Below are 22,811 nucleotides of genomic sequence, written 5' to 3' on the forward strand. Positions count from 1 at the left end.
TTTAAATATCGATCTTATGAAAACTGTGACGGAGATATTAAAATTATCGTGTAAAAAAGCGCATATAAAAACTGAGAAAACCCTCGTAGAAAAATTTAAATCAATTAATAATTTAGATGATTATACCAACATTCTTACTACTTTCTATGGTTATTTTGCCCCGGTTGAGAATGAAATAGAAAAACATATTACTAATACCATTCTACCTGATATAGAATTAAGAAAAAGATCATCATTTATTATTTCAGATTTACGTAACTTAAATTATACAAGGCCGCTGCCGGTAGCAGGAGAAATACCTCTGATTAATAGCTACTTACAGGCTGCAGGCGCAATGTACGTACTGGAAGGATCTACAATGGGCGGACAACACATTGTTCAAATGTTGATTCAAAAACCTGCATTGCAGGAGCGAAAAGATGCAATGTCTTTTTTTAAAGGATATGAAGAGCAAAACATGTTAATGTGGCAAATCTTCAAAGATCATCTTGATACCAATATCCACGAAAAAGATGTTGAAGAAGTTGTTCAATCTGCTATTGAAACTTTTGTATTGTTAGATAAATGGACTTTAAATAAGAATAATGACGGGAACAAAAAATACTAATTACGATGCAATTTTTTGTGGCAAGCAACCCCTGCATAACACCAATCTTATACAGCCACATGGTGTTTTAATAGTTTTAGACAAAGCTTTATTAATTGTAGTGCAGACAAGTGAAAATGTTGCTGAGTTAACTGGCCTTACAAGGGAAGAAATTGTTGGGCGATCAATAAAGGACATAATAACGGAAGAAAGTTTTGATGCAATTCAATCTGTAAATTCAGCTACCAAATTTAAAACAAAGATCCCCCAGAATCTCACCTTTACAATTGATGGAGTAGCAAAAGCTTACATGGCACTTATTCATGAAAAAGATGATCTTTTGCTTATAGAAGTTGAATTTGCAGATGAGATTGAAAAAAAGGGCTCCTTTATAAATGTATTTGAACAATTAAAGCAAGTCATATCTGCTTTTGACAATGCAACAACGGTAAATGAAACCTGTCATATTGCAGCAAACGAAATTAAAAGGATTTCCGGTTTCGATAAGGTAATGATCTACTCCTTTGACGAAGCGTGGAATGGAACAGTTATAGCAGAAGCAAGAGAAAAGGCCATGGATTCTTATCTTGGCTTAAAATTCCCAGCCTCTGATATACCGAAGCAAGCAAGAGATCTTTATTTTAAAAATCCTTTTCGTTTAATTCCTAACCGTGATTATGAGCCTGTGCCACTTTCGCCTTTTGTAAATCCTGTTACCAATACGGCCACCAATCTATCTGATTGTAAATTGCGAAGTGTTGCACCCGTGCACATTGAATATTTAAAAAATATGGGCATCGTTGCTTCTATGAGCACCCGTATCATTCACCAGGAAAACTTGTGGGGACTTATTTCCTGCCACCATTTGCAAGCTAAGTATTTGTCTTTCGAAGAAACTTCTTTTTTTGAATTGATATCTAATGTTTTGTCATCAAAAATTGGATCTGTTTTAAATAAAATCTCAAATGACAGAACAGATGAACTCAACAGTTACTTAATAAACATTATTGAACAAGTGGCATTGTTCGATGATATCGTAAACATGTTTGCATATAACAAAGAAACATTGTTGAGACTATTAAGCGCTGAAGGCCTTGCTATCTGCTGGAACGGCACAATAGAAATGTTTGGTCTTACGCCTGAAGAATCGGATATATTGGATCTGCAACAATGGCTGCTGAGTAAAAAAATTACACAAATGTTACACCTGCCAGCCCTATCATTTGCTTTTGGCAAGGCTGACACGTATGTGCAAATCGCCAGTGGCCTGGTGGCTTTACCAATAGATCCCGAAGCAGGCAATTATCTTCTCGCCTTTAGACCTGAGGCAATACAACAGGTAAAATGGGGAGGCAATCCTAACGAAACCATCACTTTCGAAAAAAATTCTACCCGTTACCATCCGCGCAATTCTTTTGAGACCTGGAAGGAAACCGTAAAGAAAAATAGTGTACCATGGACGACAGATGAATTGGCAACAGCCCAAAAATTCAGGAATTTTTTAGTTGAATATTCTTTAAAGCGGAAAAATAAAGAATTGGAGGTGGCAATAGAAGAATTTACTTTTATGGCTAACCTTATGCCTCAATTGCTTTGGACAGCCAAAGCTGACGGCTCTGTAGATTTTTTTAATGAACAATGGTATTCCTTTACGGGCCAGTCTAAGCAGCAAAGCCTTGAGGGATGGATAGAGAACCTGCATCCGGAAGACTATCAAAAGACCCTTGCCCGGTGGCAGGAATCTGTAATGCAGAAAAAAAATTATGAAATAGAATACAGGCTAAGAAGAAATGATGGAACATATACCTGGTTTTTAGGAAGAGCGTTGCCTTTGTTGGATAACAATAAAAACGTTATAAAATGGTTTGGAACATGTACCAACATCGACGAGCAGAAAAAGATGGAGCAAACCCTGGAACAGAACGTAAAAAAGAGAACTGAGGAATTGACCGCGTTGAATAATGAACTGGAAAAAAGCAACAATGAACTACAGCAATATGCTTTTATTGCCAGTCACGACCTGCAGGAACCGGTGAGAAAAATCCAGGTCTTCAGCAAAATTTTAAAAGAAAAATACTTAAGCGAAGATCATGATAAAGCAGAAGTATATATCAATAAAATCATCGCTTCTTCTCACCGTATCAGAAGTCTCATCATCGACCTGCTTTCTTATTCATCTATCGCTGAGCAGAATCTATGGCAACAAACAGATCTCACTGTAGTAGTTGAGAATGTTTTGCAAAACCTCGAACTATTAATAGACGAAAAAAAAGCGGAAATAATCATTTCTAACCTCCCTGCAATAAAAGCGAGGAAGGGACAAATGGAACAGGTTTTTCAAAATCTTATCTCTAATGCTTTGTATTACACTTCTCCTGATCGGCCGCCTGTAATTCAGATCTCAAGCCGCTATTTGTCCTCGGCCGATTTTGACGCTCAGGAAGTAGACAATGGGCCTTTTGTAGAAATAATAATTATGGATAACGGGTTAGGATTCGATAAAAAATATTCAGAAAAAATATTTCAGATATTCCAGAGACTGTTACCAAGAAACGAAACCGGAGGCACAGGAATCGGTCTTTCTATAGTTAAAAAAATCATTGATAATCATCGTGGAATTATTAAAGCTAACGGAATTGTAAATGAAGGTGCATATTTTAATTTTATTTTACCCGTAAATCAAACATAAAACCCATTCTTTTTTACAAAATATATTTTAATAAAGAATGGGTTAGTTTCTATTAATTTTTAAAGTAATCCTACAAGCTCCTTTGTTTATTTAAATTGCAACTAGCGTCTTACACTCTGCAAACTTGAAGATAAATTATTGCAAACGGCATCTGTTTTTAAATAAACTCTCAGAGAGTTATGTCATTTATTTTTGCAGATTATCAACTTTATCATAAAACTCATTTTGCAATTGCAAAGTTTTATCATCGTCCTTGATAACCTTTAAGGCTTTTACAAAGGAATCTATTTCATGCTTCGCTATAATTTCACCAAGCTCTTTTGTGGCTTTGGCTCCTTCTCCTGCATAATGATTTGGGAACGAAGAATACCACCAGATAGGAGTATACACATTAGGCAGGCTTGATCTTTTTTGGTCAGCTCCTGACTGTGTTGTTGCCCTGTCCATTTTCATAAGATCAGGACGGTAATACAACAATGTTGATGTTTCTCTTTCGCCTGCGTGCATGTCACCTTTCTGATCAGATTTCCACAATTTTTTCATTTGCGTTGCATAAGCAGAATCGGGGCCGGGATTATAAAAATAAATAGCATAGTTATGACGCTTATTTAAAAAAGACTGCATAAAGAACTGAATGAATTCAGGGTTTCCACCATGACCGTTTAGGATAACTATTTTTTTAAATCCATTGCGTGCGATTTCATCACAGGTAGCTTCAAGCAAATCGAAAATTACTCGACTGGGCAAAGCAAAAGTACCGGGCTGATGCCGGGCTTCATTTATCTGGCCATAAAAATAATCGGGAAAAACCACAGCATATTCCTGCTTTATAGCACGTGAAGACCATTCGCGCACATGAATAAGATCAGTTCCCAGGGGAGAGTGAGGGCCATGTTTTTCAAGAATGCCAATTGGAAGAATGCAGGTTTTAGATGACTTGTCAAGTGCGGCCTGCCAGTCAGTAGCTGTAAGTTCATCCCAACGCGCGGGAAGTTGCTGGGCAATTGTGTAACCAGAGAAAATAAGAAATAATAAGAATAGTTTTACTTTCATGTGTTCGATTTGTTTTAACAATAATCGTAAAAATATGTAATTTCAGTTTTCATAGTTCTAATAAATTATACTAAAAAATGATGAAGATGTAAAAGAGGTATTTGATACATTTGTTTAGGAAAACTTGAATAAATCGTCGAATGTAAGAGTAAGTGTCAATTACCGCACGATGAAAATATTCTGTCAGCAACAAAGCATCTTTTATCTTATTCCCTATTATTTAAAGTCTAAGACTGTAAAAAAAATTAACTTATGCCCGGCGATTCTTCCAAAGTAAATCTTAACTCAAGAGGAGTTAATCAAAACACATTTGACGCCATAGTTATTGGGTCAGGTATCAGCGGAGGATGGGCCGCTAAAGAATTTTGTGAAAAGGGATTAAAAACACTGGTGTTGGAAAGAGGCAGAGATGTAGTGCATTTAAAAGATTATCCTACAGCGACAAAAAATCCATGGGAATTTACGCACAGGGGGCGTTTAACAGCACAGGTGTCAAAAGACAATCCTATTGTAGATAGATGTTATGCTTTTAATGAAACATCTCAACATTTTTTTGTAAAAGATAAAGAGCATCCGTACATACAGGAAAAACCTTTTGACTGGATACGTGGGTACCAGGTGGGAGGAAAATCTTTGTTGTGGGCAAGGCAAACGCAGCGGTGGAGTAAGTATGATTTTGAGGGGCCGGCAAGAGATGGCTTTGCAGTTGACTGGCCAATAAGATATGATGATATAGCCCCATGGTATAGTTACGTAGAGAAATTTGCAGGCATATCCGGCAATAAAGATGGATTAGATACGCTGCCCGATGGCGAGTTTTTACCCCCTTGGGAATTAAACTGCGTTGAAAAAGAAATTCAGCAAAAAATAATGGCAGGTTACAAAGACCGGCATGTTATTATCGGGCGGTGTGCACACCTAACCAAGCCACAGGAAATACACATACAACAAGGTCGTAACCAATGCCAGGCAAGAAGTCTTTGCGAGCGTGGCTGCCCCTTCGGCGGATATTTCAGTTCTAACTCATCCACTATTCCCTGGGCACAAAAAACAGGTAATCTTACTTTAAAGACACACGCTGTAGTACATTCTATCATTTATGATGAAAATAAAGGAAAAGCAACGGGCGTAAGGGTAATAGATGCGGAAACAAAAAAGGCTACAGAATACTTTGCAAAAGTGATTTTTGTAAATGCTGCCTGTTTAAATTCCAACCTTATTTTACTGAATTCTACATCGCGCCGTTTTCCTAACGGATTAGGTAATGATAACGGCTTAATGGGAAAATATGTAGCATTTCATAATTATCGTGGAACCTTGTCTGCGAGTTTTGATGGCTACGAGGATAAGTATTATTACGGGCGAAGGCCCACCCAGGCTATGATGCCTAATTTTAGAAATGTACACAAACAGGAAATGGATTTTTTAAGAGGTTATACAGTTCATTTCGGCGCTGGGCGTGGTGGTGGCAGCGAACCTCCGGCAGAAACCATTGGTGGAACTTTTAAAGATTCTTTTTCAGAACCAGGTGGATGGTTTGTTTCTATGATGCTACAGGGTGAGACTATTCCGAAAGAAAGTAATCATGTGCGTTTAAGCAGCGATAAAAAAGACGCTTGGGGAATTCCGTTGCTAATTACTTCTGTAGATTATGATGACAACGACGAAAAATTATTAAAAGATTTTTTAACCCAGGGAGAAGAAATGCTGCATACTGCAGGATGCAAAGACATAAAAGCCAGTGACAGTAAACAAGCACCAGGTTTAGACATTCACGAAGTGGGCGGAGTAAGAATGGGAAAAGATCCAAAAACATCTTTGCTAAACAAGTGGAATCAATTACATGCCTGCGACAACGTGTTTGTAACTGATGGCGCCTGCATGACATCTACTGCTACACAAAACCCATCAATAACCTTTATGGCGTTAACAGCAAGAGCTGCAAACCACGCAGTAGATGAATTGAAAAAGGGAAATCTGTAAAAGAATGTTGTAATAAAAATTAGGCTGAAAGGATTTGTTGAACACTTGTGCAACTGACCCTTTCAGCCTATTTTGACCCTTTCAGCCTATTTAAAGTAATACCAAACTTTTTATAGTTCTTTTATCTTAACATTTCTAAACCAGATTGGAGCCCCTGCATGTTTTCCCTGCAAGCCAATATAACCATTTGTGAGTAATTGTGAGAGGGGATTAGATAACCAGGAAGGAACATCAGAACCGTCAGGATTTTTCTTATTAGATGTCCATTTGCTCATATCTATATCCGTCACTTTCTGATCATTTAATTCGATGGAAATATGCTGCCCCTTGCAAGTAATAACATAGTGATTCCATTCGCCCGGCTTTTTCACTACCTTTTGCTTGTTAGCAGCCAGATGGCCGAAAATAGCAGCGCATTGCCAGTTTTTAGGAGACTCTGACCATTGCTTTGAATAATCGTCTGCTATCTGAATTTCAACAGAATGAGGTATCCAGTTGGCAGTATCGGTACAATAAACAATAACGCCGCTATTGGTTCCTGGTGCGTTTTTAAACTCAAGGTCCAATACAAAATTCTCATATTGTTTATCGGACCAAATAGATTTGTCTTCGGTAGCTGTAAGCACTCCATTTTCAACAGACCATACTCCTGCAGGATAAGAAGCATTTGACAAATCATTTGCAAAAAGAGGTCTCCATACATTTTTTTTAGTGGCGGTTTCTTTTGACCCCGTTTGTGCTGTTGCAACACTGATAATACTTATGAGAGTTAGCAGAACAATTAATCTTTTTATCATAAAGTTTAAAAAAGTTAATAAATAGTATTGTTGATAGAATAGTTTACAAGCTTGAAAACAAAGGGGCAGTATTTATTGTACTGTCACTTCTTTTTCCCAACCAGTTTCTTTTAAAGCCGGATCATTTTCTTTTTTCAAAAAATCTGCCTGTGATAACGATTCTGCTTTCCATTGCAAAATTGCTTCATCAGGTACAATATGTACAGGCTCTTTCCAGGAAGTAGAGGTTTCATTATATGCTATGTTTGATTGCGAGCAATAACAGGAAATGACTGACCACCTCGGCCGATCCGACAAGTTAGCCTCAGAACGATGAAGAATATTACTGTGAAAAAAGAGCGCGTCTCCTGCCTCCAATTCACTATACACAAGTTCCATTGTTTTTAATGCATTATTCACCATTACCATATCAGCACCGACTTGTTCGCCGGCAAACCCATGGTTTACTCTTCCTAACTTATGGGAGCCTTTAATTACCTGCAAACATCCATTTTCTTTATTTGCGGCTGTCAGAGCCACCATCACACTCATCATTTGATCTGGAAACATAAACTGGTTTTTATACCAATATCCATAGTCCTGGTGCCATTCCCATGCGCCACCAACCTTTGGTTCCTTTTGCATCAGTTTAGAATGAAAATGACAAACGGGAGAATCACTATCTAAAAGTTGAGCTACCGAATTTACCATTTTCTCGCTTCGTGTAAGATAACCGAAAACATCGTTGCCGGGGGTGAACCAAAGAGAAAGTTTTGTTTTTTTACCTGTTTGATCGTTAAGGTCCAAAGCATTGTTTTGCATGGCCTTGTCCTGCAACGCTGTTGAATAAAGCTTGTCAGTCTCCTGCTTTGAACAGAAATTCTTCACTACCAAATATCCGTTGCGGTGATATGCTGCAATCTGCTCGGGAGTTAATTGAAATGACATAAACAATCGTTTTAAAGGTTCTGAATTTTATATTGTAGTCGTATAATTTTGAAATTGTAAAGTAAGGCTTTTATTGTTTTTTATGTGAGAAAAGTTGACTGAAAGTTTGCAGATGAACATAATGCGACGCAACGATGAATAATAGAGAACGAATGTTTGCAACCGAAAAAGACTAAAAAGAAGACTTATTTAGCTATATCAATCTTTACCTTTTTATTCTTTATTTTTTCATTTTTAATCTTTTCCAATGTATTTCCAACTTTTACTTTGCGCACGCCTGCGAATGAGAAAAAATCTTTTACCTCAATTAATCCTATATCTTCTTTTTTCAGTTGTCCTTTATTGATTAAAAAACCTACAATATCGATTTTGTTGACTTTATCTTTTTTGCCTGCACCTATAAAAAGAGTCGACCATTTAGGCTTTTCCGGTATAGTCGGTGTCTCAGGCAATCGTATTTCATCAACAGTTGAAGAAATGTAGGCAGGCAATGTTTCATCAGGCGAGAGAATTAGAATTGCTGTGCCGCTTGCTTCCATTCTTGCCGTTCTGCCGTTGCGGTGGGTAAATACATCTTGAGTTTGCGGCAAATGGTAGTGAATAATGTAACGTATGTTTGGAATATCTAAACCTCTGGAAGCAAGGTCTGTGGTAACTAAAATATTGGAAGTACCGTTTCTAAATTTGGATAATGCAACCTCGCGTTCCGGCTGCTCCAATGCCCCATGATAGAATACATTTACAATGCCTTTATCTGATAAAAATTTGCTGGTTCGCTCAACTGCCTCCCTGTGATTGCAAAATATAATAGTTGACCTGTTTCCTAAAAAACAAATCAATTTAAACAGTGTTTCTGATTTGTCTTTATCATCACTTTTTACTGCCTGTATGGCGAGTGCCGCATTATTTTCTTCAGATAGATAGTCTAATCGCACCGGATCGATCAATCCGATAAAATCAGGTATTTCAGCTGCCTCTGTAGCCGATGTAAGAATTCGCTTTTTTAGATTTTTTAATGAACCAATGATAAAAGACATTTCATCCTGAAAGCCTAGTTCAATCGATTTATCAAACTCATCTAAAACAAGAGTTTCAATGTTTTCTGTTTCAATATTTCCCCTGCGTATATGATCCGCGAGGCGGCCGGGTGTTCCTATTATCACAGCAGGAGCCTGCGATAAGTTGTTCTCTTCTGTTTCCCGCAAATGACCTCCATAACAACTGGTAACTTTAAAATCGGTACCCATTGTTTTAAAAACCTTTTCTATCTGCAAAGCCAGTTCTCGCGATGGAACTATAATCAAAACCTGCGTTAAAGAAATGTCTGAACGTAATAATTGCAGCGCGGGCAGCAGAAATGCAAGTGTTTTGCCAGAGCCTGTAGATGAAAGAAGAATGATATCATTATGCTTTTCATTTGCCTCTATTGAGGCTACTTGCATTTCATTTAGATTTTCAATCTTTAGATTTGAAAGAATTTGTTCTGTAGAATATTTTACTTGAGCCATTTGGCAAAAGTACGAAAGTTACAGTAGCAAGCCTTTTGATTACCTTTTCCGCTAATTGATATTGAATGAAGATTACTGCTTTGTTAACTAAACGCAACACTATTGTTCTTTTAAAAGATAAGATTTGATATTGCTAACAATAAAAAAGCAGGAAGTTTTCACTTCCTGCTTTTTTAAATACTTAAAATAATCCTGAGACTTAGAGAAACTATTCTTCATCGTCAAAGCTCATGGCTTCCCGTGCTGTTGCCAGCAGTTCGTATTCCTCTTTACTTCCGACAATCATATTTTCAAATTCTCTTAATCCTGTACCTGCTGGTATCGCATGACCTGTAATAACGTTTTCTTTCAATCCCAGCATATCATCTGTTTTACCCATAATTGCTGCAGAGCTCAATACTTTGGTTGTTTCCTGGAAGGAAGCCGCAGAAATCCAGCTTTGTACACCAAGCGATGCTTTAGTGATACCTAACAATAATGGTGATGATGTAGCAGATTCCGCATCTCTGAATTCAATCAGTTTTCTGTCGCTTCTGCGAAGGATTGAATTTTCTTCTCTCACTTCTCTTAAGCTTACGATCTGACCGGCTTTCAACTTAGTGCTTTCACCTGAGTCAACCACTACTTTCTTATCAAAAATATAATCATTCTCTTCATTGAATTCAATACGGTCAACTGTATCTCCTTCAAGGAATCTTGTATCTCCCGGATCCTGAATTTCAACTTTCTTCATCATTTGGCGTACGATTACTTCAATGTGCTTGTCATTGATACGCACACCTTGCAAACGATACACTTCCTGAATTTCATTCACTACATATTCCTGTACGGCAAACGGACCTTTAATAGCCAAAATATCAGCTGGGGCAGTTGAACCATCAGAAAGAGCGGTACCTGCTTTTACGAAGTCACCGTCTTGTGCAAGTATTTGGCGGGTTAACGGAACAAGATATTTCTTAACAACACCATCTCTTGCCTCAACTATTATCTCACGATTACCGCGCTTAATGTTACCAAAGCTAACAACACCATCGATTTCAGAAACTACCGCAGGATTGCTGGGGTTTCTTGCCTCAAATAATTCCGTTACTCTTGGAAGACCTCCGGTAATATCTCTCAACTTACCTAACACCCTTGGAATTTTAACCAGCACTTGTCCTTGTTTCACTTCTTCACCTTCATCTAACACAATGTGGCTTCCGACAGGCAGGTTATACATTTTCGTTTCCTTAGCGCCTTCTACGATCAGTCCCGGGATTTTGGTTTTATCCTTAGTTTCAATAACTACTTTTTCACGGTGACCTGTTTGCTCATCAGCCTCTTCACGGTAAGTAACGCTATCAATAATATTTTCAAACTTAATAGCACCAGCTATTTCAGCAACAACTACATTATTAAATGGATCCCATGAACAAATAACATCGCCTTTATTTACCTTTTGGCCATCTTTAACCTGTAAAGTTGCACCGTAAGGAACGTTGTTAGTGATCAGTAACCGGTCGTTCTTAACATCCATAATTCGTACTTCACCCGTACGACCTATAACAACTTTTACTTTATCACCTTCATTGTTTAAAGTATCAACAGTTCTTAAACCATCAAACTGAATAGTACCGTCAAACTTAGCATTCAATGTACTTTCTACAGAAGCGGAACCAGCGACACCACCCACGTGGAAGGTACGAAGCGTTAACTGAGTACCTGGCTCACCGATTGATTGTGCAGCAATGATACCAACAGCATCTCCACGCTGCGCTGTGTAACCTGTAGCAAGGTTTTTACCATAACATCTTACACACACACCACGTTTTGCCTCACAGGTTAATACCGAACGAATTTCAACGGTTTCAATTCCTGCATCTTCAATTGTCTTGGCGATGTCCTCATCTATTTGTTGACCAGCTTCAACTATCAACTCATCTGTAACAGGATTAAGAACAGTATGCAACGATGTACGACCCAAAATTCTGTCGAACAATGGCTCTACTACATCTTCATTATCCTTTAAAGCACTGGTAGCAATACCACGTAATGTACCACAATCTTCTTCAGTAATAACAACGTCTTGAGCAACGTCAACCAAACGACGGGTTAAGTAACCGGCATCGGCTGTTTTCAACGCTGTATCCGCCAAGCCTTTACGGGCACCGTGGGTAGAGATGAAGTAATCCAATACGTTTAGTCCACCTTTAAAGTTGGAAAGGATTGGATTTTCAATAATCTCATTTCCTGAGCTACCACTTTTACGCGGCTTAGCCATCAGACCCCTGATACCTGCCAACTGTTTAACCTGTTGCTTACTACCACGGGCACCTGAGTCAAGCATCATATACACAGAATTGAAACCTTGTTTATCACTCGCCATTTCGCGAATCAAAGTTTCTGTGATACGAGTGTCAACACGGCTCCAGATGTCAATAATACCGTTATAACGCTCGTTATTGGTAATAAGACCCATATTATAGTTATCCCACACTTCCTCTACTTCAGCTTTCGCATTTTCAAGCAACTGATTTTTGATATCAGGTATAATCAGGTCATTAATGTTGAATGACAAACCACCTTTAAATGCCATACGGAAACCGAGTGTCTTAATATCATCAAGAAACTTAGCCGTTTTAGGAACGTCAGTAATTTTAATGATATCACCGATTATTTCACGAAGACTTTTCTTCGTCAATAAAGCATTTACATAACCAACTTCTTTTGGAACAAACTGGTTAAATAATACTCTACCAACTGTAGTATCAATTAATTTTTGATACAATTCACCTTTACTGGTTCTCACTAAAGTTTTCACTTTTATGTGAGCGTGCAGGTCAACTTGTTTTTCGTTATAGGCAATAATAACTTCCTCCATGGAGTAGAAAGCCTTGCCTTCACCTTTTACCTTATTATCGTCTGTGCTCTTTCTACCCTTCGTTATATAATACAGCCCTAATACCATGTCTTGTGAAGGAAGGGTAATAGGTGTACCGTTTTGAGGGTTTAAGATATTGTGAGAAGAAAGCATCAGTAACTGAGCCTCAAGGATTGCAGCATGGCTAAGTGGTACGTGTACCGCCATCTGGTCACCATCAAAGTCAGCGTTGAAAGATGTTGTAACCAAAGGATGCAACTGAATCGCCTTTCCTTCTATCAAACGAGGCTGGAAAGCCTGGATGGACAAACGGTGCAAAGTAGGTGCACGATTCAGAAGAATTGGATGACCCTTCAATATATTTTCAAGAATATCCCAAATAACTGCTTCTTTCTTATCAACTAATTTCTTAGCAGATTTTACAGTTTTTACGATACCTCTTTCAATTAGCTTACGAATGATAAATGGTTTGAAAAGCTCGGCAGCCATATCTTTTGGAAGACCACACTCATGCATTTTCATTTCAGGACCTACTACAATAACCGAACGACCAGAGTAGTCAACACGTTTACCCAACAGGTTCTGACGGAAACGACCTTGTTTACCTTTCAATACATCAGAAAGAGATTTCAAAGCACGTCCACCTTCAGCTTTAACAGCGTTTGATTTTCTCGAGTTATCGAACAAACTGTCAATCGCTTCCTGCAACATCCTTTTTTCGTTGCGCAGTATAACCTCTGGTGCTTTAATCTCTAACAAACGCTTTAAACGGTTGTTACGGATAATTACACGACGGTAAAGGTCATTCAAATCAGAAGACGCAAAACGACCACCATCAAGGGGTACTAACGGACGAAGTTCAGGAGGAATAACAGGAATATACTGCATTACCATCCACTCAGGGCGATTAGTAATACGTGTATTAGCGTCACGGAAAGATTCAACCACACTTAAACGTTTTAAGGCATCCGCTTTACGTTGTTGTGATGTTTCATGTGCCGCAGCATTTCTTAAATCAAATGATAATTGGTCCAAATCGATTCTTTGCAACAGGTCATGAACTGCTTCAGCACCCATTTTTGCAATGAACTTGTTTGGATCCTCATCAGGCAGATATTGGTTGTCTTTTGGTAAGGCATCCAATATATCAAGGTACTCTTCTTCGGTCAAAAGATCACCGAAGTTCTGGCCTTTATCAGCACGGACACCTGACTGAATTACTACAAAACGCTCATAATAAACAATCGTTTCTAATTTCTTAGAACTCATTCCCAATAAATAACCAATTTTGTTAGGAAGAGATTTAAAGTACCAGATGTGAACAACAGGAACCACAAGCTTAATGTGCCCCATTCTTTCACGACGTACTTTCTTTTCTGTCACCTCAACACCACAACGGTCACAAACGATACCCTTATACCGGATACGCTTGTATTTACCGCAGGCACATTCATAATCCTTCACCGGACCAAAAATCCTTTCGCAAAACAAACCATCTCTTTCAGGTTTGTAAGTACGATAGTTTATGGTTTCAGGCTTTAAAACCTCACCGAAGCTCTTTTCCAGGATACTGTCGGGAGATGCCAGGCCAATCGTAATCTTAGAAAACGTAGGCCTTGGACGGTTATCTTTTTTAATTGCCATATATCGTAATTCCGATTTTATTTTTTTGTTTACAGGCTGTAGAACTTAACCCAACATCCGTTGTGTCACTCACTTCAGCCTTTACCTCTTTATCAGCAGAAATGAGATGTAAGCTTTCACACCTACATCTCACTCTCCCGATTATATTTTTCCTTTATTCCCCCTTGGGGGTTAGAAGCTATTCAAATTTCAGGTCAAGACCCAACCCTCTCAATTCATGTACAAGTACATTAAATGATTCTGGTATACCAGCTCTTGGAATGTTTTCACCTTTCACAATTGCCTCGTAAGTCTTAGCACGTCCAATGATATCATCAGATTTCAGCGTCAGCAACTCCTGAAGAATGTTAGATGCACCGTATGCTTCAAGTGCCCAAACCTCCATCTCACCAAAACGCTGACCACCAAACTGAGCCTTACCACCAAGAGGTTGTTGCGTAATCAAGCTGTACGGTCCGATAGAACGGGCGTGCATCTTGTCATCAACCATGTGGTGAAGTTTAATGATATAAATAATACCAACTGTGGCTTTCTGGTCGAAGCGATCACCCGTTTCTCCGTCATACAAAAAAGTATGACCAAAACTTGGAAGACCAGCTTCGTCTATTTTATCAGCTATTTCTTCAGTAGTGGCCCCATCAAAAATCGGAGTTGCAAAACGAACACCTAATTTCTCTCCAGCCCATCCAAGTACAGTTTCGTATATCTGCCCAAGGTTCATACGACTAGGTACACCAAGCGGGTTAAGAACGATGTCGACAGGAGTACCATCTTCAAGGAAAGGCATGTCTTCAGCACGCACAATCTTAGCAACGATACCTTTGTTTCCGTGACGTCCCGCCATTTTATCACCTACTTTCAGTTTACGCTTAACAGCCATGTAAACTTTAGCAAGCTTCAACACCCCGGCGGGCAGTTCATCACCTATTGAAATATTGAATTTTTCTCTTTTATAGCGGCCTAATTCTTCGTTGTACTTTATATTGAAGTTGTGCAACAATGTATTGATCTGGTCATCAGTTTTAGCATCGCTTGTCCATCCTAAAGGATTTACATTCTGATAATCGATCTGCGACAAGTTTTTATGATTGAACTTAGAACCTTTGCCAATCAATATTTCACCAAAATTGTTACTTACTCCTGCAGAAGGCTTATCTCTCAATAAAGTCTGCAATTTTTCAAGCAACACTTCCATGATATCGGCTACATTCTTCTCATGCACTTTTTCTATCTTCTCAAGAATTGCCTTTTCGCGAACTTTGGTGTTTTTATCTTTCTTAGCTCTCTGGAATAATTTCTTGTCAATTACTACACCTTCAGTTCCGCTCGGAGCTTTTAATGAAGCATCTTTCGCATCACCTGCCTTATCACCAAAGATTGCGCGTAATAACTTCTCTTCAGGTGTAGGATCACTTTCACCCTTTGGAGTAATCTTACCTATAATTATATCACCTTCTTTAATTTGGGCTCCAATGCGGATAATACCATGTTCATCAAGGTCTTTAGTAGCATCCTCAGATACGTTAGGAATATCAGGAGTAAGTTCTTCTTCACCTAATTTAGTATCACGCACTTCCAGTTCAAATTCTTCAATGTGAACTGAAGTAAACCAGTCTTCACGCACTACCTTTTCATTGATTACAATAGCATCTTCAAAGTTGTAACCTTTCCATGGCATAAATGCTACTTTCAGGTTTCTACCTAACGCCAGCTCTCCATCGCGTGTTGCATAACCTTCAGTTAAGAAGTCTCCCTCTTTAACCACTTGTCCTTTTTTAACAGAAGGACGAAGATTGATACAGGTAGCCTGGTTAGTTTTGATAAACTTCGTTAACTTATAAATGACCAGATCTTCTTCGAAGCTTACTAGTTTTTCTTCAGCGTTTCTTGTATAACGAACATGTATCTCTTTCGCATCAACAAACTCTACCACACCATCACCTTCAGCATGAATTTGAATTCTTGCGTCACGTGCAGCTTTTCCTTCGAGACCTGTACCTACAATAGGAACCTCAGGACGGATGAGAGGAACGGCCTGGCGTTGCATGTTTGATCCCATCAATGCACGGTTGGCATCATCATGCTCAAGGAACGGAATTAAGGAAGCACTTAAACCAACAATCTGGTTAGGAGCAACATCCATATATTCCACTTCTCCTTTATCTAAAATAGGGAAGTCACCTGTCTGACGGCTTACGACTCTGTCTTCAGCAAATTCGCTTTTGTCATTTAATGGTGAACTTGCCTGTGCAATTTTTTTAAGGTCCTCTTCTTCTGCGCTTAGGAAAGTAAGGGTTTTCATATCAACCTTACCATCATTCACTTTATGATATGGCGTTTCAATGAAACCCATTTCATTAATTTTTGCGTGAACGCAAAGTGTAGATATCAAGCCAATGTTTGGTCCCTCAGGAGTTTCAATAGTACACAAACGACCATAGTGGCTATAATGTACGTCACGAACCTCAAAACCAGCTCTCTCACGACTTAAACCTCCGGGTCCTAAAGCTGAAATACGACGTTTGTGCGTAATTTCAGAAAGAGGATTGGTTTGGTCTAAAAACTGGGATAACTGTGATGTACCGAAGAATGAGTTGATAACTGAAGATAAAGTTCTCGCATTGATCAGATCAACCGGTGTAAATACCTCGTTGTCACGAACGTTCATTCTTTCACGAATGGTACGAGCCATACGCGCAAGACCAACTCCGAACTGAGCATACAACTGCTCACCTACAGTGCGTACACGACGATTACTCAGGTGATCAATATCATCAATCTCAGCCTTGCTGTTTGTTAAACGAACAAGATATTTGATGATCTCGATGATATCTTCCTTAGTCAATACTTTCTTCTCGATCGGGAAAGTTAAACCAAGCTTACGGTTAATCTTATAACGACCAACTTCACCAAGATCATATCTTTTATCGCTAAAGAACAATTTATCAATAATACCTCTTGCAGTCTCGTTATCAGGAGCATCAGCGCCACGCAATTGGCGATAGATATGCTGAACCGCTTCTAACTCACTGTTTGAAGTATCTTTATTTAAAGTATTGTAAATGATAGAATAATCACCACTTACTTCTTCTTTTTGAATGAACACACTTTTTACATCCATCTCGCTGATGGTTTCAATCGCGCTTTCATCCAATACCGTGTCTCTTTCCATCACCACTTCGTTTCTTTCGATAGATACCACTTCACCAGTATCCTCATCCACGAAGTCTTCTACCCATGTACGAAGTACACGTGCAGCTAATTTTTTGCCTAAAAACTTATCAAGTGATTTTTTTTCAGCCGGAACTTCATCAGCCATTCCAAAAAGTTCGAGAATGTCTTTATCTGTTTCGAAGCCGATAGAACGTAACAAAGTTGTTACAGGAAACTTTTTCTTACGATCGATATAAGCATACATAACATTATTAATGTCTGTAGCGAATTCCATCCACGCACCTTTGAAAGGAATTACCCTTGCAGAATAAATCTTGGTTCCGTTGGGGTGAACAGACTGACCGAAGAATACACCAGGGGAACGATGAAGCTGGCTGACAACAACTCTTTCGGCACCGTTAACAACAAACGTGCCACGCGGTGTCATGTAAGGTATATTTCCAAGAAACACATCCTGAACGATGGTCTGGAAATCAATATGCTCTTCATCATTACAGCTAAGGCGAAGCTTTGCTTTAAGAGGAACAGCATAAGTTAATCCACGCTCCATACACTCATCAATAGAGTAACGGGGTGGGTCAATAAAATAATCCAGGAATTCCAGCACGAAGATGTTACGTGTGTCTGTAATTGGAAAGTTTTCCTTAAACACGCGGAACAAACCTTCTACGTTACGCTTATCGGGCGTAGTCTCTAACTGAAAAAAGTCCTGGAAAGATTGTAACTGAATGTCGAGAAGGTCAGGTGTTTCTGATAAATTTTTAATTTTACCGAAACTGACCCTGTTAGGAACTTTAGTTGAAGACATATATATTATTAACCGGTTTTTATTCAAAAAAAATCAGGCTAAGCACTGAAATACAGAATACTGAATCCAGACATTTTCGGAGTTCAATGGCCATTGCCGGAAATGTGTTTTGCTAATTCGCCCAAAATTAAAAGGAATGCAAAGGTAAGGAATGCAAATAAAAGAAAAAACAATTTTTATACCAAAAATGTTAATGTGGAAAAACAGATATTTTCCATTTTACATTAATATTTTCTACTGGTATTAGCTTTTCGGAAGAAAAATACACAATGCAAAAATATGGGCAAATAAGTTTCATAGAGTAAAGTAGCCTTAAAATTTTTCAGAAATAGAGAAAAGTATAGAAAATGATGAATAATAAGTTGAGCAAAATGGTGGTTGAATTACATTTAATATATTATTTTTCAATTTCAATAGAATCTTCTTTGCCTCCAAGACATTTGCCGAAATATAAGTAATTGCAGGTAATAAAAACATAAGCAAACTTTTATTATGACTTTCCCGGTTTTCACACACAGTAAAGAACAGTTACAAATAAATAAGGCTCATCTGTTCTTGTACTTTTAATGATAACGCAGAATTTATTGCGCTTACCTTTCCCGGCTTAAAAATCAGCGTCGTGCCTATTAAATAATAATATATCTTTCCAAAAGTTATACTCCTTTCGGTTACCAAATATTTTTTAAACTAAACCATATATTACTAACCCAAAAATGTAGCGTTGTCAAATGAAAAAGTACTGTTTATTTACCCTCACTATTTTCCTGGTTTCCATGGCCAATGCGCAACAGTATGAAGCCAACTGGGCTTCATTGAATAAACGACAAATTCCTGCGTGGTTTCACCAGGACAAGTTTGGTATTTTCATTCATTGGGGCGTTTATTCTGTTCCATCATATGCGCCGGTGATACCCAACAGCGGTAACAGTTATGCCGAATGGTATTGGTATCGTCTGAATGAAAAACAAAAAGACTTTACAGCTTTTCATGATAAAAATTATGGTGCTGATTTTAAATATCCTCAGTTTGAATCTCAGTTTAAGGCTGAAATGTTTAACCCGCAGCAATGGGCAGATGTTTTTAAAAAATCAGGTGCACGATATGTCGTATTAACGTCGAAGCATCATGAAGGTTATTGCCTCTGGAACAATGAAGACGCTGACCGTGACTGGCAACGGCCGTGGAATGCAGTTACTGGCACACCCAAACGAGATCTCTTAGGTGATCTGACAACGGCAGTAAGAGACGCGGGTTTAAAGATGGGCTATTATTACTCTTTATATGAATGGTTTAACCCCTTGTGGAAGCAAGACAAGAAACGGTTTGTATCAGAACACATGTTTCCGCAATTTAAAGATCTGGTGACGAAATATAAACCCTCGGTCATTTTTTCTGACGGTGAATGGGATCTTTCAGATACTGCATGGAGAAGCCCGGAATTACTTGCGTGGTTATTTAATGAGTCTCCCGTTGCCAAAGATGTAGTGATAAACGACCGTTGGGGAAGCAATACACGCGGAAAAAATACAGGCTGTACTTATACAACATCTGAGTATGGCAGCGGAATGGATCCGAATGTGATATGGGAAGAAAGCCAGGGAATTGGCCACTCTTACGGTTACAATCGCAATGAGAAACTTGAAGATTACAAAACAAGCCATGATCTTATTTTAATGCTTGTCGATATTGTATCGAGGGGCGGTAACCTGTTGCTTGATATTGGCCCTACTGCTGATGGACGTATTCCTGTTATTATGCAGCAACGCCTTACTGACATCGGCAATTGGTTGCAAACAAATGGTGAAGCTATTTACGGAACGGAAGCGTACAAACAATCGTACCAGTGGAGCGAAGGCAAAAGACCTCAAAAGAAAGGTGAAAGTTTTATGGCTGGCTACAATATTGCTCAACAGGTAAAACCTAGTAAAGATATGGCACATATAGAAGCCTTCTTTACAACAAAAGGCAAAGACCTGTTTTGCACATTTCCGTCTTATAGCCGCCAACTGCGCATTCGCAATTTTAAACCTTCTGCAGGAACGAGAGCAAGCATTTTAGGCATAAAAAAATCATTATCAATAAAGAATGCAGGCAATGATTGTATTATAGACGCTTCGCAAATACAGCCCGGAGAAATACCAGGTGAGCTATTTGTAGTTAAGCTTGAAAACGCATTGTGATTTTTTACAACAAAAAAGTTAGCTGATTTAAAAAAATAAGCTTGATAGTCTTTATTAGTAACGAACTATCGGGCTTATTTGAAATGTAAAGCCGGTTGCTAGGTTTTTGTTTAGGTGAAATAAGCCGGTACCTTTTGCACAAAATCACTTCAATTGCACAAAACACATCTATTAAAAAACGAATCCATGAAGCCTTCACTAAAATTTTCATGTAGTTGTTCTACCCTTTCGGCTTCAGTTTTCATTAAACGTAATATCGGTTTAAAATAATTGTCTACTTTTACCGCCGTTTCGATGGGTTCTATTAGAGCATGTTTTATTCTAATGCAGAGCCATACTCCTCTCCCATCTCCATTTTGAAATTTTTTTTTCAATTTCTAAAGGCAAGAGATGTCTGTTAATAAACAAATTCGCAAAGTAACTACCAATACACTTCAAAAGCTTAAAACAAACGGCGAGAAAATATCTATGATCACGGCTTACGATTTTTCGTTTGCCCGGCTTTTTGATCAGGCAGGTATAGATGTAATACTCGTAGGAGATAGTGCCAGCAATGTGATGGCGGGCCACGAATCTACTCTGCCTATCACTTTAGATCAAATGATTTATCACGCCGGATCTGTCATTCGTGGTACTGAGAGGGCATTGGTAGTTGTAGACCTTCCGTTTGGCTCTTACCAGTCAAATAGTGAAGTCGCTTTGGCATCTGCTATACGTATAATGAAAGAGACAGGCGCTCATGCTCTAAAGCTGGAGGGAGGAGAAGAAGTGGTTGAAAGCGTAAAACGCATCGTTAGTGCAGGCATACCGGTTATGGGACATTTAGGCCTTACACCACAATCGATTCACAAATTTGGAACTTATGTGGTTAGGGCAAAAGAAGAAGCTGAAGCAAACAAGCTGCGAAACGATTCGATGCTGTTGCAGGATGCCGGTTGTTTTGCCGTTGTGCTTGAAAAGATACCTGCAGAACTCGCAAAGGAGGTAAGTGAAAAACTGAATATTCCGACAATTGGTATAGGTGCTGGTATGTATTGCGATGGACAAGTGCTTGTAATGCATGACATGCTGGGGATAAATACAGAATTTAAACCGCGATTTCTGAGAACGTATTTAAACCTGGCAGAAGAGGTGACAAGCGCAGTGAAACGGTATATCAACGATGTAAAAAACAAAGATTTCCCAAGCGAAAGTGAACAGTATTAATTCGCCTTGTAACCTTCCTTTGGTTACAATTTCAGTTTAAAAAATTACCATTACAAATATTATTTCAAATACGCTTTGTAGCTATAATTTTTTCGACCAGACTCAAAAATTGCTAGGCGTAAATAAAGACTTAATTTAAAGGCCTATTTTAAAACATCATAAGGGTTTGGAATAGGTTCTTTTTCGTTTTTTAAACCTAAAACTCCGGCATTATCATTTTCAATATTTTTCTCAAAGGGAATAGCTGGCAAAACAGTATCATTATCTGCATCAGACAATTTATTCAAATCTTCGACAGATGTATCAAATCTGTCACTCAATTCAATTCGTGCATTTCTCAGCTCTTCATCTGTCGTAGTATGATTCTGATTAAGCAAATGGCGATGAGCTAATTCACGTATAGTTTCGCTTTTACTATTATTTTGCTTATTGTTTTGAGTTTGCTCCGACTTGTTTTGCATACAACTTGCTTTAAATGTATTTGTATTCGATTTGAAATATTAGTAATAATGTGTTTTACAATTCGAAAAATAAATGCTATAAGAAAGAAAATAACTATTTTAATTAAAAAAAGTATTTTAAAAGTTTATAATCCTTAAAAAAACCGCAAGTCGTCTTACATTCAAATTATTTTGCTACTATTAGCTTTATGTCGGTTTCAAAACTATGTACTAAAGTTCATGCCTGACAATTAATGTTCCTGACGAAGCTCTCGTTTTTTTAAATACTAATGTTCATTGTGGAAGAAATACCTCAAATTAAAGTTAAGTGAAAGCGTTTGGCTACTATTAGCTCTTTTAACAAAAGAAAAAAGACCAAAGTTTAGTTTGCATCTTAGGAAGAGTTTTTGCATTTAAAAAGTTAAAACTCTTTAATCTTAAACTTTTGACCATGAAAAGCAAAACTCTTGCACTTGCCCTTACTTTACTATTAGCTGTTACAACCACTCTTAATGCCGCACCTTTGGCTAAAAAGGCGATCGAAGAAAAGGTGATGGCTATGACAGCAGAACAAAAAGAAGCCCGTATTGCAGAAATGAAACAAAGAGTTGAACAAATTAAAGCAATGGACAAATCTCAACTGTCGAAAGCGGATCGCAAGGCGTTACGCCAGGAACTGAGAAACATGAACAAAGAGGCCAGAGCAATTAGCAGTGGAGGAATTTATATTTCTCTTGGTGCTCTTATCATCATTGTGTTGTTACTTATATTGCTTTTGTAAAAACTGTAGAGGGCTGTAACAAGGCAATAATAATATTTTTGAAAAAATCCCGGAATGCTTCGGGATTTTTTTATATAACAACTTAAAATAGGTTTAGCGGAAATCAAATCTCAATACATCCTTCAACGGTTCATAGTTTAATTTGCTTATTCCAACTAGTGACATAATTAAAATC

General features: G+C 38.2%; 13 protein-coding genes. 6 read left to right on the forward strand and 7 right to left on the reverse strand.

What is annotated here, in order from left to right; genetic code table 11:
• Positions 1 to 16 precede the first annotated feature (16 nt).
• Both B154_RS27390 and B154_RS30445 read left to right on the forward strand, forming a co-directional pair.
• Positions 17 to 607 carry a biliverdin-producing heme oxygenase gene (locus B154_RS27390; protein WP_018611270.1) on the forward strand — a complete coding sequence of 197 codons (591 nt, stop codon included), beginning with the start codon at positions 17 to 19 and terminating at the stop codon, positions 605 to 607.
• Positions 585 to 3,275, forward strand: coding sequence for a PAS domain-containing protein (locus tag B154_RS30445; protein ID WP_018611272.1), 2,691 nt, complete (start codon positions 585 to 587; stop codon positions 3,273 to 3,275). The genes B154_RS27390 and B154_RS30445 overlap by 23 nt, the downstream gene beginning before the upstream one ends.
• A gap of 186 nt (positions 3,276 to 3,461) precedes the next feature.
• Here B154_RS30445 and B154_RS0101480 read toward each other — a convergent pair whose 3' ends face one another.
• Positions 3,462 to 4,328 carry a creatininase family protein gene (locus B154_RS0101480; protein ID WP_018611274.1) on the reverse strand — a complete coding sequence of 289 codons (867 nt, stop codon included), beginning with the start codon at positions 4,326 to 4,328 and terminating at the stop codon, positions 3,462 to 3,464.
• Between the two features lie 252 nt (positions 4,329 to 4,580).
• Here B154_RS0101480 and B154_RS0101485 point away from each other — a divergent pair, with 252 nt between their 5' ends.
• Positions 4,581 to 6,311, forward strand: coding sequence for a GMC oxidoreductase (locus B154_RS0101485; RefSeq protein WP_018611277.1), 1,731 nt, complete (start codon positions 4,581 to 4,583; stop codon positions 6,309 to 6,311).
• Positions 6,312 to 6,421: 110 nt separating this feature from the next.
• On the opposite strand, the gene B154_RS0101490 is transcribed toward B154_RS0101485, so the two are convergent.
• The 5 genes from B154_RS0101490 to rpoB all read right to left on the reverse strand — a co-directional run bounded on the left by B154_RS0101490 (position 6,422) and on the right by rpoB (position 18,029).
• Positions 6,422 to 7,108 carry a 3-keto-disaccharide hydrolase gene (locus tag B154_RS0101490; RefSeq protein WP_018611278.1) on the reverse strand — a complete coding sequence of 229 codons (687 nt, stop codon included), beginning with the start codon at positions 7,106 to 7,108 and terminating at the stop codon, positions 6,422 to 6,424.
• Between the two features lie 72 nt (positions 7,109 to 7,180).
• The gene (locus B154_RS0101495) at positions 7,181 to 8,035 is read right to left on the reverse strand and encodes a phytanoyl-CoA dioxygenase family protein (protein ID WP_018611280.1); all 855 of its coding nucleotides are present in this window, start codon (positions 8,033 to 8,035) and stop codon (positions 7,181 to 7,183) included.
• A gap of 185 nt (positions 8,036 to 8,220) precedes the next feature.
• Positions 8,221 to 9,543 carry a DEAD/DEAH box helicase gene (locus B154_RS0101500; RefSeq protein ID WP_018611282.1) on the reverse strand — a complete coding sequence of 441 codons (1,323 nt, stop codon included), beginning with the start codon at positions 9,541 to 9,543 and terminating at the stop codon, positions 8,221 to 8,223.
• Positions 9,544 to 9,751: 208 nt separating this feature from the next.
• On the reverse strand, positions 9,752 to 14,047 hold the full coding sequence (gene rpoC / locus B154_RS0101505; protein ID WP_018611284.1) for a DNA-directed RNA polymerase subunit beta': 4,296 nt from the start codon (positions 14,045 to 14,047) through the stop codon (positions 9,752 to 9,754).
• Positions 14,048 to 14,225: 178 nt separating this feature from the next.
• Positions 14,226 to 18,029: a DNA-directed RNA polymerase subunit beta gene (gene rpoB, locus B154_RS0101510; RefSeq protein ID WP_018611286.1), complete on the reverse strand. Its 3,804-nt coding sequence runs from the start codon at positions 18,027 to 18,029 to the stop codon at positions 14,226 to 14,228.
• 728 nt (positions 18,030 to 18,757) lie between these two features.
• Here rpoB and B154_RS0101525 point away from each other — a divergent pair.
• Positions 18,758 to 20,209: an alpha-L-fucosidase gene (locus B154_RS0101525; RefSeq protein ID WP_018611292.1), complete on the forward strand. Its 1,452-nt coding sequence runs from the start codon at positions 18,758 to 18,760 to the stop codon at positions 20,207 to 20,209.
• 390 nt (positions 20,210 to 20,599) lie between these two features.
• Entirely contained in the window at positions 20,600 to 21,415 is an 816-nt protein-coding gene (gene panB / locus B154_RS0101535; protein ID WP_018611295.1) for a 3-methyl-2-oxobutanoate hydroxymethyltransferase, read from the forward strand.
• Between the two features lie 143 nt (positions 21,416 to 21,558).
• Here panB and B154_RS0101540 read toward each other — a convergent pair whose 3' ends face one another.
• Positions 21,559 to 21,876, reverse strand: a complete 318-nt coding sequence (locus B154_RS0101540; protein ID WP_018611297.1) for a hypothetical protein — start codon at positions 21,874 to 21,876, stop codon at positions 21,559 to 21,561.
• Positions 21,877 to 22,306: 430 nt separating this feature from the next.
• On the opposite strand from B154_RS0101540, the gene B154_RS0101545 reads away from it, so the two are divergent.
• A complete protein-coding gene (locus B154_RS0101545) occupies positions 22,307 to 22,636 on the forward strand; it encodes a hypothetical protein (RefSeq protein WP_018611299.1) in 330 nt (109 codons plus the stop codon).
• Positions 22,637 to 22,811 lie beyond the last annotated feature (175 nt).

Source organism: Segetibacter koreensis DSM 18137, from assembly GCF_000374045.1.
Classification (GTDB): Bacteria; Bacteroidota; Bacteroidia; order Chitinophagales; family Chitinophagaceae; genus Segetibacter; species Segetibacter koreensis.